This is a genomic window from Pseudoclavibacter sp. CFCC 13796 (assembly GCF_008831185.1).
Lineage (GTDB): Bacteria > Actinomycetota > Actinomycetes > Actinomycetales > Microbacteriaceae > Pseudoclavibacter_A.
Map to the genome: position 1 here is coordinate 235,866 of NZ_WBKD01000001.1, position 16,031 is coordinate 251,896.

Sequence of the window (16,031 nt, forward strand, 5' to 3'; positions counted from 1 at the left end):
CCCGGCCAGGCTCCAGGCACGAGCCTCGGCGGGCGTCAGGCGTTCTCAGCCGCCATCTCCTGCGCCCGATCGATCGCCGCATGCAACGCCTCGGTGAGGTTCTCGATCTGACCGCCTCGTGAGATCACCGCGAGCGCCTCCTGCGTCGTGCCGCCCGGGCTGGTCACCGCGATGCGCAGCTGTTCGGCGGTCTGCCCGCTCTCGTCGAGCAGACGTGCGGCACCGATCACAGTCTGATCGGCGAGCAGCCTGGCCTCGTCGGCGGTGAAGCCGATGTTCTGCGCCGCCTGCTCGAACTGCTCGACGAACGCAAACAGGTAGGCCGGCCCCGACCCCGACACCGCGGCCAGGTCGTCGATGCGCGACTCGGGAATCTCGAGCACCGCACCCACCGTCTCAAACAGCGACTTCACCAGCATCCGCTGTTCTTCGGTGGCGCCGGGCCCGGCGGCCAGCCCCGTCACCCCAGCGCCCACTCGGGCCGGGGTGTTCGGCATGGCGCGAAAGACCGGCGTGCCCGAAGGCAGCGCGCCAGCGATGGAGGCGATGGTCACGCCCGCGGCAACGCTCACCACGATCGCCCCCGGCGCGAGATCGCCGCGAATGTCACGCAGCACCTCTGAGACCTGGTACGGCTTCACGCCCAGCACGACGATGCCCGCCCCGCGCACCGCCGCCGAGTTGGCGTCGGCCTCGCGTTCGCCGCTGAGCGCATGCACGCGGCCGCTGTACTCGCTGGCCAGGGCGTCGGCCTTCGCCGCAGAGCGATTGGTCGCACGGATGCCGTCGTCGGCTCCGTCGGCCACGGGGATGCCCGAGGCGATCAGGCCGTGCAGAATGGCACCGTTCATCGAGCCGACGCCGAGAAAGGCGATCGCGGGGAACGCGTTCGGTGCAGCCGCCGACGGCGAGCCGGCGTCAGCTGCGACAGCGGATGTCGGATGCAGGTTCTCAGATGCGCTCTCAGTCATGGTCGTCAGTGTAGTAGCGTGCGGGTCCGCAACGCAGCGCGACGAGTATTCTGAAGGGATGACAACGAACGCGTCAGCAGCGACACCCGCTTCTGCCAGTACACCCACCCCGGCCAGCACACCCGGGCCACGGCAGGAGGGCACCGGCGCGATCATCGCGGCGCTGCTGGCCAACTTGGGCATCGCCGTCACGAAGTTCGTCGCCTACCTGATCTCGATGTCCAGCTCGATGCTCGCCGAGTCAGTGCACTCCTTGGCTGACACCGGCAACCAGCTGCTGCTGCTCGTCGGCGGGCGCAAGGCGCGCCGCGAGCCCACGCCTGAGCATCCGTTCGGCTTCGGGCGTGAACGCTATGTCGCCGCATTCGTGGTGTCGATCGTGCTGTTCAGCCTCGGCGGTCTCTTCGCCGTCTATGAGGGCTTCGAGAAGATCATGCATCCGCATCCGCTCGACAACTGGTGGCTGCCGATCGCGGTGCTCGTGGTGTCGATCGTCTTGGAGTCACTCTCGCTGCGCACCGCACTGCGCGAGTCGAAAGCCGCACGCGGCGACAGCAGCGTCTTGGAGTTCGTCCGGCGTGCGAAGGCCCCGGAGCTGCCCGTGGTCATCCTGGAGGACACCGCCGCTCTGACCGGGCTGGTTCTCGCCCTGTTCGGCGTCGGGCTCACTGTGCTCACCGGCAACGGCGTCTGGGACGGCGTCGGAACGATCGCCATCGGCGTCCTGCTCATCGTGGTGGCGCTCGTGCTCGGCGCCGAGACCCGCAGCCTGCTGATCGGCGAAGGCGCGACCGACGCCGACCTGAACCGCATTCGCACCGCCGTGCTGGCAGGTGACGATGTCGATCAGATCATTCATCTGCGTACGCTCTACCTCGGGCCCGATGCGCTGCTCGTCGCGATGAAGGTCGCGGTGCCTCCGACGGAGTCGGCGCGCGAGCTGGCCCAGGCCATCGATGCGATCGAGGGGCGCATTCGCGCACAGGTGCCGATCGCCACGACGATCTTCATCGAGCCCGACGTCCTGCGCACGACTGCATAGCGCCCAGCCGTTCCGGCGTCTTTCGGCAGGTTTCATCCGTCTCACCGAGACGCAACCGAAGCGGTTCGGCGCCGTCGACGAGCGCTCAGCGCGAACGCCACGCTGGCCACGAAGGCCAGCGCCAGCACGGCGATGCTGAACTCTGCCGAGCCGTCATAGCCGGAGGGCTGCGCGAAGCTCTCCCCATTCGCCGTAGCCATGATGAGAAAAATGGCGCTGAGCGCACTGCCCACGGCATACGCGACACTGCGGTTCAGCTGATATGTGCTCATCGCACTGCTGGTCTCTGCAGGCGGAACCCCATCGGCGATCTGCAGGGGATTGACCGCATAGACGAGTCCGACGCCGAGTCCGTTGAGCGCCATCGCGACGATCAGCTCCGGATACGTGGAGCGCGCGACGAGGAACACCACATACGATGACAGCGGGAACAGGCACCCCAGCGCGACGATGATCTCGTGCGAGAGATGTCTGGTCAGCATGCGCACAAGGCGCGAGGCCATGAAGCTCGCCAGCGAGAACGGCAGAAGCAGCAGCCCGGCGGTCAGGATCGTCGCGCCGAATCCGTAGCCGGTCGACTTCGGAGCCTGCACCAGACGGACCACCAGGGGCGCCAGAGGGTAGAACCCGATCGCGACCAAGAACACTGTGACATTCGCACTGACCACGGCCGGGCGTCTGAACATCCGCAGATCGATCAGAGGATGCGCGGCGCGCAGCTCCCAGAGTGCCCAGACCGCCAGCAGAGCCAGAGCGACGATCGCCAGCATGATGACCGGCACCGATCCCCATCCCCACTCGGCTCCCTCGGAGAGCGCCACCAGCGCCAGGGTCAGTCCTGCCCCAAGCAGGGCAGAGCTGACGAGCCCCACGCGGCTCTGTCCGGCCGCCGTGGCAGGAAGCACGCGGATGACCGCGGCCAGACACACCGAACTGAGCACGGCGACGAACCAGAAGGGCGCAGCCACACCGCCGAGTTCGGCGAGCGCACCCACGACCGGGTATCCGATTCCGATGCCCACCGCCGTCGTGACTCCGATCGTCGCGATCGCACTCGCGCGACGTTCCACGGGAAGATCGTTGCGAGCGGTCGCAAGCGCCAGCGGGACGAGTCCGAGTCCGAGCCCCTGGATCGCACGCCCGAGCAGAAACACGGGGAATCCTGCAGGAAGAGCTCCGAGCACACAGCCGACAGTCATGCCTGCAACCACGCCGATTGTGGTGGCCCTGTGTGCCGGACCCGACCCCAGCCTCCCGATCACCGGCGTGACGACTGCACCGACGAGCAACGTGATGGTCAGCGCCCACTGTGACTCTGACAGCGAGACGCCGTAGTGTTCCTGCACCGCCGGCAGCAGCGGCGTACCCAGGCTCGCGACGGAAGTGGAGAGAACGGCCAGGAAGATCAGGGTCGCCTGAAGCCCTTTGCGAGAGTGTCCAACAGTCATGCTGACAATGGTCGACCCAGTCAGCGAATACTTCCAATACTTATATCGTCTCGGAAATATAATGCACAGTTATGGAGCTACGTCATCTGCGATACTTCGTGACCACGGCGGCCGAGGGAAATGTGACTCGTGCGGCCGCAAAGCTGCATGTGACTCAGCCGGGAGTCAGCGCCCAGCTGCGCCAGCTCGAACGTGAGCTCGGCCAGCCGCTGCTCGATCGAGTGTCACGCGGCGTACGCCTCACCGCCGCCGGCGAAGCCTTCCTGCCTTATGCGCAGGCCGCTCTCGATGCCGCCGAATCCGGCGCTGCGAGCGTGTCTGCCGTGGCCGGTCTGGTCACGGGACACCTCACCATCGGCACGATCTCGACCATCAGTTCCGCCTCCGTCGATCTGCCCGCGCTGCTTGCCGCCTTCCGTGCCGAACACCCCGATGTCGACATCACACTCCACGAGCTGACCAGCGCCCGGCTACTCGACGGATTGAGCCATGCGCGCCCGGAAGTCGGGCTCGTCGGGCTGGGATCCGCCCTCCCCGGAGACAGGACTGCGACACTGGAACTCGCCCGTGAGCAGCTCGTCGCCGTCAGCTGCGGCTCTCCGCTCCGCGCACAGCTCTCAGTGCCGCTGAACGCGCTCGTGGATCAGCCGCTCATCGTCCCCAGCGCCGGAACCGGGCTCCGGGATCGCCTGGACACGGCATTCTCAGATGTCGGAGTCCGGCCGCACATCGCCTTCGAATCAAGTGACCCCGATCTCCTGCTGCGCCTCGCCCTCGCCGGGCTCGGTACGGCTGTCGTTCCGGAATCAGTCATCCTGCGGTACCGCGGCAGCAACCTCGCCGTCAGAACGATCACACCTTGCATCGACGGCGCCATCGGACTCGCATGGAGCACGGCTCGTACGCTGACTCCGGCTGCCCGCGCCTTCATCGACCTCACCCGTCAGTCGCTCGGCACGGCGGCAGAGGGTTGAAGACCGCTCAACGCCAGACGCAGAACGGGCCGCCCCACAGCTGTGGGGCGGCCCGTTCTCTCAGCCGACCTGTGCCGGCCGGCCCTGTCGACGCTGAGACGCGAGTGAACGCCTACTTCTCGAGGTTCTCGTCGGCCCGGACGATGATGACCGGCGACGGAATGTTGTTCAGCACACCGTGGCTGACAGATCCGAGGAAGAGACGGGTGAGGCCCTTGCGCCCCCGGTTGCCCACGACAAGCAGCGCAGCATGCTTGGCGGCCTCGACGATGCCGCGCACCGGCTCGGCCTCGATGAGCTGCGTCTCGATCTTCAGGTCGGGCAGCATGCCTGACACGAGGTCTTTCGCACCCTGCAGCACGGCGCGCGACTCGTTGCGCACCTCTTCGATGATCTGTGCGCTCCATGCGACATCGGTGGCCGGCATGGCGGGAATCGTCCATGCCGAGACGATGTGCAGCGTCTCGCCGAGCGAATCCGCAGCCCGAGCCGCATATTCGAGGGCGACGTTGCCAGTGGGGCTGCCGTCGACAGCGACGTAGACTCCGTGGCGTTCGCCCAGATCATAGGTCGGCACGACGGCGACCGGCGAATGCGCAGACGCGGCCAGGCGGATCGGCTTCGATCCGAAGATCACGTTCGGCAGCTTGCTGCCTTTGTGCGTGCCGACGACCATCAGCTCGGCACCCTTCGACTCTTCTTCGAACACCGCAGTGGGTGTGCCGGGAGCAAGGTTGGTGGTGTAAGTGACATCGGGTGCGACGGACTTCGCGTATGCGACCTCCTGATCGAGCAGCTTCTGCCCTTCAGCGAGAGCCTCGCTCTCGAACACCGGCGTGTCAGAGAACGGGGTGAGGTCGATCACGTAGAACAGCTCGACCTCGGTCTTCGCGCGCTGGGCGTAACCGACACCCCAGCGCAGCGCTGCGCGAGCCGGTTCTGAGCCGTCGACACCGATCACGATCTTCTTGGTCATTCTGGCCTGCCTCCTCAAGGTTCGGCGGAGCCAACTGCCCCCGCCTTCACTCTCAGGCTACCTGTTTCCGCCTCGGCGTTGAGGCTGTGTCGCAAAGATAAACGATCAGAGATCAGCGCCGGGATTGGAAGAACTCCTGCAGCAGCGCAGTGCTCTGCTGCTCGCGCACACCGCCGATGACTTCGACCTGGTGGTTGAGCCGTCTGTCGCGCAGCAGGTCATAGACCGACCCGGCAGCACCTGCCTTGTCGTCCCAGGCTCCGAAGATGACGCGCGGGATGCGCGCCGAGAGAATCGCACCCGCACAGAGCACGCAGGGCTCAAGCGTCACCACCAGGGTCGTATTCGGCAGCTGCCAGCTGTTCCAGGCCCTCGCCGCACGACGAATCGCCAGCACCTCGGCGTGAGCGGTCGGGTCTTTCAGCTTCTCGCGCTCGTTGTGCGCCACCGAGATGACGTTGCCGAGCGCGTCGAGCATGATCGCCCCGACCGGGACGTCTCCGGTCTCGAGCGCGCCTCGCGACTCCTCGAGTGCGGCATCCATCCACTGCTCGAAAACGGGGGAGACAGGCATGTTCACGAAAGGTTCCTCACTCACGGATCGGCTGTGCAGCGCCACGTCCAACTTACCCCAGCGTCACAATCGTCATTGTTCGTCACATCCGACGACCCGATCCATCTCAGCCTTGACTCATCCCTGTCGGTATCGCAGACTGGTCCCTATGAGCATTTTCGACCACACCAGCGCAGCACGCATCGAGGTGGCAGTGAGCCGCCGTTCGATGATGCGCATGGAGGCCGAAGCGTCCCGAATGTGTCGTTGACCCGACATCCCTCCGAGCAGCCAGACCGTTTCGAAGCGCACGCTGACCCACTGTCAGACACTCCGCAGCCTCACCGGCCGAACCATACCGGCGCTCACCCCACGGAGCATCCCGCGCCCGATCAGACGGCAGCGCGCGAGCATCCGCGTACAGACATCGCTCACGACACCAAGGACTCACTCATGACCACTTCATACGATCAGCGCAGCCTCGCCGACGACGTGCAGACCGGCGCCGACGCTCACAGCGCACACACCCAGAGTGCACACACCACGCGACCGGCCTCCCGTCAGACGGACCACGGGCAGCATCCGCACGCCCGCCGCGACGAGAACGTCGAAGCTCGCGGCTTCGCACTCTACGTCGGCTTCGACGAGGTCAGCGCAGCCGCCAGCGGCGTCAGCCTGCAGCAGCTCGTCGCCGCTCTCAAAGAGACCGCCGAGGCGCTGGTGCCCGACATCAAGACGCACGCGACGCTCGCGATCGCACCGCGCGGCGCGGGCGGCCGCGATGTGGATGTCGTGCGGCTGGCTCTGCGCGACCCTGCGGCCCAGCGCGCTCGGCAGCAGGAGCGCCAGACGCAGCGCCGCGGCGTCGTCATCGACTTCTCCCGACAGCGCGTGCTCGTCGACGGCCAGGAGGTCGCGCTGACCTACAAGGAGTTCCACCTGCTCGGGCACCTCGTCGAGCATGAGGGCGAGACCGTGCACCGCAACGACCTGCTCGCCGACCTCTGGGACGAAGAGGCCGAGGGCGTGCCGAACGAGCGCACCATCGACGTGCACGTGCGCCGCCTGCGCGCGAAGCTGGGCGACTACCAAGAGATCGTGCGCACCGTGCGCGGCATCGGCTACCGCTTCGACCGACACGCCGATGTGGCCGTCAAAGCCGACTGAGTCGCTTGCTCTGACGCCCCGCCGATCGGTATCTTTGTAGGGGTCCACACCACGATCTGCAAGTGCTGTGGGCGTGCGGAGACGCACAGCGCCTGCTGTGGCGCAGCACTCTTCTGAGTGCGGGCCGGCTGCCCTCTTCCCCTGGGGCAGCTGGCTCATTCCGCCTCATCTCGCAGCGCCACCCCTCTCATCGAGTCGAGTCACGTCGTGTCGGGCGCATCATTGAACGTGTACCGCACTGAGATTCGCAGCCAACCGAGCACTGCGCCCGAGAGGAACCACATGACCGACGCATCCGCCTTCGCCGAGCTCACCGCCCGCTGGGACGCCATCACGATCGACCAGCTGCGCGCCATCGGCGGCCGCAAGTGGGCGCACTATCCGAATGCCGTGGGCGCGTTCATCGCCGAGTCGGACTTCGGCGCAGCACCTGAGATCACTGCGGTGCTCGAACGCTGGGTCAGCGAGAGCCGCTTCGGCTACCTCGTGCCGCAGCAGGCGCTGGCGCTGCAGGAGGCCACGGCGAAGTGGTACGGCGATGCCTACGGCTGGCAGGTGGATGCCGAACACGTGGGCAGGCTCTCTGACGTGGTCAGCGGCCTCGAGGTGACGCTGCAGCACTTCACGCGCAGGTCGGACAGCAAGGTGATTCTGCCGACCCCGGCGTATATGCCCTTCCTCTTTCTGCCCGAGCAGGCCTGGCAGCGCGACACCGTGCAGGTGCCGCTCGAGGCCGACGGGAGCCTCGACCCGGACGCGCTCGATCGGGCCTTCGGCGCAGGCGGCGAGGTGCTCGTGCTGGTCAACCCGCAGAACCCGACCGGGCACGTCTACACACGCGACGAGCTCGTCGCCATCAGCGAGGTCGTCGAACGCCACGGCGGCCGGGTGTTCGCCGACGAGATCCACGCGCCCCTGGTCTATGCGCCGGGCCGCCATGTGCCCTACGCCTCGGTGAACGAGGCGGCTGCCTCGCACACCATCACCGTGACCAGCGCGTCGAAGGCATGGAACCTCGCCGGACTCAAGACCGCCCAGGTGATCTTCTCGAACGACGACGATCTGCGCACCTGGCAGCAGGTGCGCTACTGGCCGGAAGACGCAGTGAGCCCGCTGGGCGTCGTCGCGAACACCGTCGCCTACAACGAGAGTCGCGGATGGCTCAGCGACCTCATCGCCTATCTCGACCGCAATCGCAGCGCGGTCGACGAGCTGGTGGCCACACACCTGCCTCGAGCGCGCTACCGTCACCCCGAAGGCACCTACCTCGCCTGGATCGATCTGGGCGACTACGGCCTGCCGCGGCCGCTCGGAGGCTTCATTCTCCAGCAGGCCGGCGTCGCGATCACCGACGGTGCCGCCACCGGCCCGAGCGCAGCCGACTTCATCCGCGTCAACTTCGCCACGCCGCTGCCGATTCTCACCGAGATCTTCGAGCGCATCGGCGACGCGGCGAACGCCGCGTCGCGCTGAGGCGTGCGCACGCATCGGCTCAGCCAGATAGCATGACTGCATGAGCGAAGCCGCAGACGCAACGACCAGCCAGAATCCCGACCTGCACCAGCCGACGCGCGACGAGCTCGTCGAGGCGCTGCGCGTGCGCTTCGGAGGTGACGGTGCGCCGGCGTTCGACGCCGTGAACCCGACGATTCTGCGACAGCTGCAGCATCGGTCGGTGCGCAGGTTCAGCGACCGCGACGTCACCGACGACGAACTGCGCGCGATTCTCACCGCCGCGCAGGCCGCATCCACCAGCTCGAATCAGCACTCGTGGAGCGTCATCGTCGTGCGCGACCAGGCTCGCAAAGAGCAGCTGAAGCCGCTGATCGGCAACCAGCCTTTCATCGACAAGGCGCCTGTGCTGCTGTTCTGGATTGCCGACCTGCACCGTTCTGCGGTGCTGGCCGAGCGCGCCGAACAGCCGTTCGTCGGCGGCGCACTGCTTGAGGCCACGCTGGTCGCGTTCATCGACGCCGCTCTCGCCGCGCAGAATGCCGCGGTCGCAGCCGAGTCTCTGGGTCTGGGCATCACGTACATCGGCGGAGCCCGGAATCACCCCGAAGAGACTGCAGCCGCCCTCGCACTGCCGTCGCACGCAGCCGTCGCCTTCGGCATGACGCTGGGATGGCCGAGTCCGACCGACCGCGCGAAGATTCGCCCGCGCCCGCTGCCCGAGGTCGTCGTGCATCAAGAGCAGTACGACGCCGACGTGCTGCCCGGACTGGACGCCTACGCCGAGCGCATCAACGGCTTCTTCGCCGACTACGGGCGCGAGTTCGACTGGGAGAGCTACATCACCGAGCACTTCGCCGACTACGCCGACTTCTACGGGCGCGAACGACTGCGTGACGCCCTGCGCAATCTCGGACTGCCGTCTAACTGAACGGGTCGATGCGCAGGCGAACCTGCTCGGCCAGGTACTCTGCCAGCGGCTGCAGCCGTGTGCCCGTCGTGTGGGGATCCCACCGAACCATGATCTCGCCGTCGACCTCGACGAAGGGGCACGCCTCGGTCTCACCGTGCCCGCTGCTGTTCAGGTCGATCGGCACAGCTTCGAAGTTCACGGTGTCGCCGGGTTCGAAGGGGCCATTCCAGGCGAGCTCCTGCAGCTGTCGGCGCTCTTCGATCGCGAGCGCCGTGTTGCGCGGCCACGCCGGTTCGACCGCCCGAGTCGTCGTGCCGACGATCCACGCGTCGCCGGCCTCGTCGACCAGGAGCGTTCCGATGCGCCAGACGCGGCAGACGGGTTCGAGACGGGCGCGACGGGTGAACATCCATCGCCGATGCGGCGCCACATAACGGGCCAGCGCCTCATCATCGGCTTTGGCCGCACGAAGCGACTCGACCGCCTGTGTGAGCAGCGCACGCACCTGATTCAGCTGCTCGGTGTTCACTTCGCGCTCATGTTCTCTCGCGTCCATGTTCATCGCACGGGTATGAAAAAGGCCCCGCCGCAGCGGAGCCTTTTCGGTGGTGCGCCCGAAGGGATTCGAACCCCCGGCCTTCTGATCCGTAGTCAGACGCTCTATCCAGCTGAGCTACGGGCGCATGTCCGAAGAATCACTATACACACTGCACACCCGACGCACAAGCTCTGATCGGCTGGCGCCTGGCCACAATCAGCGATCGACTTTGAGCTCCATACGGTAGAGCCCGAGCGCGAACGGGCCGTCGAGCGGAGTCGCGGTGTTCGGGGTGATCTCGACCTCATCGTCGGCCGTGCCCAGCGTCACGCCGTTCGTCGACTCGAGATCGGTGATGAACCAGCCGCAGTCGACCCATTCCAGCTTGGCGTGCGTCTTCGAGATCGTCTTGTGCGAATCGGGGATGCGCACGATCTGATCACGTCGGCTGAACTCACCTCGTGGGTTGCGTCCCAGAATCGCCACATCGGCCTCGATCTCGACGCTGTCACCAGACTCCAGCAGCAGGCGGCTGACCGGACGATGATTGCGGCGCACCAGCACAGTCTTCTCGACGTCGTCGTCTTCGACGTCGGAGGCAGTGCCGAAGCCCGTCGAGCCGAAGCCATCAGCGAGCGGCGCCTGCTGCTCTGCCGCGTATGCCTGTGCGGATGCCGGTTCTGCAGCCGTGAACCCGGGCACCGAGTCGATCACCGGCGCTGACTCTCGGTACCACGAGGCAGTCGGCGTCTCTGGTGCCGACACAACTTGCTCGACGACGACCTCCTGCTGTCCGAGACCGCCGTCGGCCGTCGCCTGCGCCGCGAATGCCTGCTGAGCCTGCAGAGCCTGCTCGTACTGATCGGTCATGGCCTGACGCACGTCGTCGCCGCCGTACTCCCACAGCCAGGTTCGCAGTGCGTCATCGACGCTCGGGTTCACCGCCACGACCGCAGAGAGCGAGGGATCCTGCTGGATGATGACGCGCATCTGCTCTGGCGAGGTGGCCGGATCGGCTGCCTGCTGGGCGAGGGAAGGACCACCGGTCCAGTCATTGGATCCGTACGAGGGAAACTGCGGATTCGTCATCTTGTCTTTCCTCTTCCCAGCCCCAAGCGGAAACGCTGGGGTACCTGTGCAAGAATGCGCACGCGTCTAACATATCCTGTCAGCGATTTGGGCGACAACCGCACCCTCCACCGCTGCCAGCGGGTTCTGCCCGCCACCATCCGAGTGCGTTCGGCGTCGACGAGCCGCCAGTACTCGGCAGCCTGCTCGGTGCTCAGTGCGACTCCAGAGAACGCCGCCCAGTCGGCGAGGTCGGCCAGCTGTCGGCTCTCGTCGCTCAGCGGCTCGGCGATCTCGCGTCGCGTGGCCCGAATCGGTACGCTGCCCCCGGCGTCGACGATGTTGTCGACGTGCTCGTCCCAGCCGGCGACGACGCGCTGGTCAGCGGTGCCCCGAGTACGACGACGGCGACGGCGCAGAAGCTTGAGCAGCAGCACTCCCCAGAGCGGCAGAGTGATCAGCGCAGCCCAGAAGAGCACCGTCGTGGCGAAGCGCACGATCGCGAGCACCTGAGCGAGCGTCTGGCTGCCACTGGCGACATCTGACCCGAGGTCTCCCCCCGACGGGTCTTTGTCCGGCGGCGGCACCTGCCCTGCGTTCTGCTGAGCCGTCGTCGGGCTGTACCGCTTGAACGCGTTCTGGTCTGGGTTCTCGACGAAGCGGTTGTCGATGCGCGGGTCGGCGTCGATGGCGACCCACCGACCGTCGCTGGTGAGCACCTCTGCCCAGGCCGTGACATCCCGGCCCCGCACTCGGCCGTCGTCGTCGACCTTCGCTCCGTAGACGACCCGAGACGGAAAGCCGACCACTCGTGCGACGAGCGCGGTCGCCGTCGCATACTGCTCTTGGTCGCCGACCGTGGCCGCGCACTGCGACACCGTGCTCGAGCAGTCGAGATAGCGGCTGTCGAGCATAGAGGCGAACAGCCCGTCGATACGTGCACGCGTATGCCCGGCGTCGCTGCTGCGAAACTGATAGTCCCGAGGCAGCCAGCTGTTCTCATCGTGGCCCGGATCATCCTTGCTGTGCCCCAGATAGCTGCGCTGGATGAGCAGCCGATTCAGCCGCTGCACCTCGCCGAGCGTGGCCCCGCCCTCGCGCTTCTGGGCGACCCAGTCGTTGAGCGCGGGCATCAGATCGGCGCTGACCCCGTCGACCGGGCCGACCCCGGGGCCCAGCTCAGACGACGGCTGCTCGTCGTTCGGGGCGAACGAGAACGTGTACTCGTCGCCAGAGCGAAGACCCTGCTGCCCCGCCCGATCTGCGAGCTGGATGCCCGACTGCAGACGGTCGCTGAAGAAGAACCGGCTGCCGAGCGACCGCTGGTCGCCGCCGTCGAAGCGCAGCTGCTCGAGCTGCTCGCCGAGAGGCACCCACACTGACTGGTAGTCACCGACAGTGACCGTCGCGTCACGCGTCGCACCCGTGGTGTCAAGAACGAACGGCACCCGGCGAAACGCGGTGTCGGCGCTGTTGCTCTGCTCGGGATCTGCCGTGCGGAAGACCTGCCCGTCGTATTCGCCGAGAGTCGCGAACCGCAGCCGCTGCGGTGCATCGCCGCTGACGCTGAGCAGCGTCTGGTTCAGATGCGCCGCGGTGAAGTTGCGGCGGAAGGCCGCCAGCGGGCTGTTCAGCGGCGGCACCTGCGTCTCGGGTTCGACGACGCTGCGGCCGACGATGCGATCGCGGTCGCCGAGCAGCGGGCCGCTGACCGTTCCGGCCACCACCGCTGCGACGACGGCCATGCCGACGGCCAGAGCGATCCGTCGCAGTCGTGCGGCGCGCCTGCCCGAGGATGCGACGGCGACCTTCGCGGCATCGGTCGACTTTCGAGCGGTCTCGCCCTCGGCATCCCCGATCACATCGCTGGCGTAGGCGACGCGAGCGGCCAGGCGCTGCCGTCGCTGCCGCACGATCGGCCAGGCCAGCAGAAGGCCGAGGCCCAGCAGGCCGCAGATCAGGTGCACCGGTGCACGCAGGGAGAGCAGCGGCACCGTCACCGCCTCGGCGGTGGCCCGCGCGCCGAAGACCGTTGGAAAGAGCAGCGCCACCGCGAGCGCCGCCAGAGCGAGCCCCCAGAACCGCACCAGACGCAGCGAGAAGAGCACAGAGAGCAGAGCTGCAACGTAGACGACCAGAAAGAGCGGCAGCTGCATGCCCTGAAAGTCGCCGACCGGAATCGTGATCGTGAGCAGGTTCTTCCAGCCCGTGACCGGAGCGGTCAGCACCTCGAGTGCGCCGTCGCCCAAGGTGGCCGGCAGCGCCGACCACGTCGACGGCACCGCTGCCAGCAGCCCGACGACGGCGTATGTCGCCAGTGCGAGCGCCAGTGCCGGCAGTGCCCGCAGGCGCCGCCGCACGATGATGAGTCCGACGGCCAGACCTGCGACGAGCGCCGCTGCGCCGGCCACAAAGAGGGTGGGTTTGCGATAGATCGGCCAGGATCCGATGATCACGAGCGCCAGCACGACGCTGGTGAACACCAGCGTGGCGACCAGCTGTGCGCGCGAGACGGCCCGCGCCTGACCCACGTCACTCATGACTGCACCACCCTCGCCATCAGATGCCGAAGGTCGTCGAGCACGCCCAGCGTGAAGACGGTGATGTCGCCGATGCGCTGCACCCCAGGCTCGGTGTCGAGGTCGACGCGCACGACGACCACCGCGGTGTCGAGACCGAATCGGTGCGCTGCCGTCTGCAGATCGTGCAGTGAGAGGGACGAACCGCACACCATGAACACCAGCGACAGCCCGTCGATCTGCTGGGCGGTCAGCGTGGCCACCTCGTCGAGGCGCATCATCTGGGCGCTGCGGTCGATCCCGCTGAAGTCGTTGAGCAGGGTGATCGGCGTGAACGTGCTGAGCCGACGTGCCGACCGGATGACTCGCCGGGCCGACTCGGGCACCTCTGCGCTGACCACCACGTCGAGATCTCGCCGGTCACGAATGAGACGCACGCCGATCGACGCCGCGGCGCTCACCGCGAGCTCGAACTCATCGTCGGCGGCGAAGTCGTCAGCTGCCATGCCGAGCACGACGCCGACCTTCGAACGACGCGTCTCTTCGTACTGACGCACCATGAGCGTGCCGGTCTTGGCCGTCGACTTCCAGTGGATGTTGCGCGGGGCGTCTCCCGGCATGTACTCGCGAACGGCATGGAACGAGATGTCGTCGCTGACCAGCACCGATGAGGGCGTTCCTTCGAGGTCGCGCACGAAGCCGCTGGCGGTCGTCGGCAGCGACACGGTCTTCGGGTGCACGAAGAGCGTGTGCCTCTTGGTCCACTGGATGTCACGGTGCAGCAGTCCGATGGGGTCGGCGCGCACCGAGCGAACCGGCCCGACGGCGATGACGCCGCGACGCTGGGCGGGGATGCCGATGCGCTGCGCATGCGTGGCTCCCGCCAGCAGCAGGGGCACGTGCGTCTCGGCCAGGGCGGCGCCGATGGGAATCTCCAGTCGCCCCGGCAGGGCAGGCCGCCGCGAGGCGTTCGTGACAGTGATGTCGCCGGTCACCTCGTCACCGGCGACGACGTGATCCTCCAGCACACCGAGGTCGATCTGGTAGGCGTTCGCCCCGAAGAGAAACACCGATCCGATCAGCAGCAGCACCAATGCGGCGAGCCCGGCGACCAGCCACTCGACGATCCCCAGGCTCAGCCCCAGCAGCGTCGCCAGGACGGCGACCGCGACGGCGACCCACCCCGCCGCCGTCACGGTCTCGCCGAGCCACCGGACGGCATGCCGCATCCACCGCCGAGCCCTGCGCACGGAACGCGCGCCGAACACGCTCAGCCGTGCGCGAGCACGCGTCGAGACGCTGCCCTGCGCGAAGCTGGTGACGGTCTCGGTGCGCGTCGAGGTGCGAGTGCTGGGGTCGAAGGTCACGACTGGGCAGCTCCCTGCGTCGGCGGAGCGGTGTCGAGCAGAACCTGCCCGATGACTTGGTCAGCGGTGACGCCGTCGAACTCGGCTTCGGGGTCGAGGATGATGCGGTGCCCGAGCACCGGCAGCGCCAGCGCCTTGATGTCGTCTGGCGTGACGAAGTTGCGCCCGTGTGCGAGCGCCCAGGTGCGCGACACGTTGGCCAGTGCGAGAGCGCCGCGCACACTGGCGCCCAGCCTCGTCTGCGCCGCGTCACGCGTCGCTTCGACCAGCCGCGTGATGTAGTCGATGAGCGCCGGTTCGACGAACACACCGCCTGTGAGCGCGATCATGTCGTTGACGGCCTTGGGCAGAATGATGCCGGGAATCTGATCGGTGGTGACTGCGGCGCCTTCGAGGATGCGACGGGTCGACGCCGAGTCGGGGTAGCCCAGCGAGGTCTTCATCAGAAAGCGGTCGAGCTGCGCCTCGGGCAGGCGGTAGGTGCCTGCCTGCTCGATCGGGTTCTGCGTCGCGATCACCATGAACGGCCTGTCGAGCGGCCGGGTGACGCCGTCGACGGTGACCTGCCCTTCTTCCATGACCTCGAGCAGCGCTGACTGCGTCTTCGGCGAGGCGCGGTTGATCTCGTCGGCGAGCACGATGTTCGCGAAGATCGGGCCTTTGTGAAACTCGAACTCACCGCGCTTCTGGTCGTACACGCTGATGCCGGTGATGTCGCCAGGCAGCAGGTCCGGGGTGAACTGCACCCGCGACGAGGTGCCCTGCACGGTGCGCGAGAGCGCCCGGGCAAGCGCGGTCTTGCCGGTGCCCGGAACGTCTTCGAGCAGCAGATGCCCGCGGGAGAGCAGCGCGGTGAAGGCGAGCTCGATGACGTGGCGTTTGCCCACGATCGCCTGCTCGACGTTGTCGACGAGGCGCCCGAAGGTGTCGCCGAACCACGCCGACTGCTCGACGGTGATGCTGCTGCTCATGCGTTCTCCTGTTTCGATGGATGCTTGGTCTGTTTCGATGGATGCTTGGTGACATCGCGCTGACCGCTGGTG

The 16,031-nt window shown here is 67.1% G+C and carries 14 protein-coding genes and 1 tRNA gene; 5 read left to right on the top strand and 10 right to left on the bottom strand.

What is annotated here, in order from left to right:
• Positions 1–35: 35 nt before the first annotated feature.
• On the bottom strand, positions 36–971 hold the full coding sequence (proC, locus tag F8O07_RS01145) for a pyrroline-5-carboxylate reductase (protein WP_158030344.1): 936 nt from the start codon (positions 969–971) through the stop codon (positions 36–38).
• Positions 972–1,029: 58 nt separating this feature from the next.
• On the opposite strand from proC, the gene F8O07_RS01150 reads away from it, so the two are divergent.
• Positions 1,030–2,013 (top strand): cation diffusion facilitator family transporter, encoded by a 984-nt coding sequence (locus tag F8O07_RS01150; protein WP_158030345.1) that lies wholly within the window; start codon positions 1,030–1,032, stop codon positions 2,011–2,013.
• A 41-nt stretch (positions 2,014–2,054) separates the two neighbouring features.
• On the opposite strand, the gene F8O07_RS01155 is transcribed toward F8O07_RS01150, so the two are convergent.
• On the bottom strand, positions 2,055–3,461 hold the full coding sequence (locus F8O07_RS01155; RefSeq protein ID WP_158030346.1) for an MFS transporter: 1,407 nt from the start codon (positions 3,459–3,461) through the stop codon (positions 2,055–2,057).
• Positions 3,462–3,532: 71 nt separating this feature from the next.
• Here F8O07_RS01155 and F8O07_RS01160 point away from each other — a divergent pair, with 71 nt between their 5' ends.
• On the top strand, positions 3,533–4,435 hold the full coding sequence (locus F8O07_RS01160; RefSeq protein WP_158030347.1) for a LysR family transcriptional regulator: 903 nt from the start codon (positions 3,533–3,535) through the stop codon (positions 4,433–4,435).
• Between the two features lie 112 nt (positions 4,436–4,547).
• On the opposite strand, the gene F8O07_RS01165 is transcribed toward F8O07_RS01160, so the two are convergent.
• Both F8O07_RS01165 and tadA read right to left on the bottom strand, forming a co-directional pair.
• The gene (locus F8O07_RS01165) at positions 4,548–5,411 is read right to left on the bottom strand and encodes a universal stress protein (protein ID WP_158030348.1); all 864 of its coding nucleotides are present in this window, start codon (positions 5,409–5,411) and stop codon (positions 4,548–4,550) included.
• 112 nt (positions 5,412–5,523) lie between these two features.
• A complete protein-coding gene (tadA, locus tag F8O07_RS01170) occupies positions 5,524–5,985 on the bottom strand; it encodes a tRNA adenosine(34) deaminase TadA (RefSeq protein WP_192496577.1) in 462 nt (153 codons plus the stop codon).
• Between the two features lie 432 nt (positions 5,986–6,417).
• On the opposite strand from tadA, the gene F8O07_RS01175 reads away from it, so the two are divergent.
• The 3 genes from F8O07_RS01175 (at position 6,418) to F8O07_RS01185 (ending at position 9,514) form a co-directional block, all read left to right on the top strand.
• Entirely contained in the window at positions 6,418–7,131 is a 714-nt protein-coding gene (locus F8O07_RS01175) for a winged helix-turn-helix domain-containing protein (RefSeq protein WP_158030350.1), read from the top strand.
• Positions 7,132–7,413: 282 nt separating this feature from the next.
• Positions 7,414–8,604 carry a MalY/PatB family protein gene (locus tag F8O07_RS01180; protein ID WP_158030351.1) on the top strand — a complete coding sequence of 397 codons (1,191 nt, stop codon included), beginning with the start codon at positions 7,414–7,416 and terminating at the stop codon, positions 8,602–8,604.
• Positions 8,605–8,644: 40 nt separating this feature from the next.
• Entirely contained in the window at positions 8,645–9,514 is an 870-nt protein-coding gene (locus tag F8O07_RS01185; RefSeq protein WP_158030352.1) for a nitroreductase family protein, read from the top strand.
• On the opposite strand, the gene F8O07_RS01190 is transcribed toward F8O07_RS01185, so the two are convergent.
• The 6 genes from F8O07_RS01190 to F8O07_RS01215 all read right to left on the bottom strand — a co-directional run bounded on the left by F8O07_RS01190 (position 9,507) and on the right by F8O07_RS01215 (position 15,959).
• The gene (locus tag F8O07_RS01190; RefSeq protein ID WP_158030353.1) at positions 9,507–10,025 is read right to left on the bottom strand and encodes a hypothetical protein; all 519 of its coding nucleotides are present in this window, start codon (positions 10,023–10,025) and stop codon (positions 9,507–9,509) included. The two genes, F8O07_RS01185 and F8O07_RS01190, sit on opposite strands and share 8 nt — an antisense overlap.
• A gap of 77 nt (positions 10,026–10,102) precedes the next feature.
• Positions 10,103–10,179, bottom strand: a tRNA-Arg gene (locus tag F8O07_RS01195).
• Between the two features lie 71 nt (positions 10,180–10,250).
• Positions 10,251–11,123, bottom strand: coding sequence for an FHA domain-containing protein (locus F8O07_RS01200; RefSeq protein WP_158030354.1), 873 nt, complete (start codon positions 11,121–11,123; stop codon positions 10,251–10,253).
• Positions 11,120–13,642 (bottom strand): transglutaminase-like domain-containing protein, encoded by a 2,523-nt coding sequence (locus tag F8O07_RS01205; RefSeq protein WP_158030355.1) that lies wholly within the window; start codon positions 13,640–13,642, stop codon positions 11,120–11,122. The genes F8O07_RS01200 and F8O07_RS01205 overlap by 4 nt, the downstream gene beginning before the upstream one ends.
• Positions 13,639–14,988 carry a DUF58 domain-containing protein gene (locus F8O07_RS01210; protein ID WP_158030356.1) on the bottom strand — a complete coding sequence of 450 codons (1,350 nt, stop codon included), beginning with the start codon at positions 14,986–14,988 and terminating at the stop codon, positions 13,639–13,641. The genes F8O07_RS01205 and F8O07_RS01210 overlap by 4 nt, the downstream gene beginning before the upstream one ends.
• Positions 14,985–15,959 carry an AAA family ATPase gene (locus tag F8O07_RS01215; protein WP_158030357.1) on the bottom strand — a complete coding sequence of 325 codons (975 nt, stop codon included), beginning with the start codon at positions 15,957–15,959 and terminating at the stop codon, positions 14,985–14,987. The genes F8O07_RS01210 and F8O07_RS01215 overlap by 4 nt, the downstream gene beginning before the upstream one ends.
• Between the last annotated feature and the right edge of the window lie 72 nt (positions 15,960–16,031).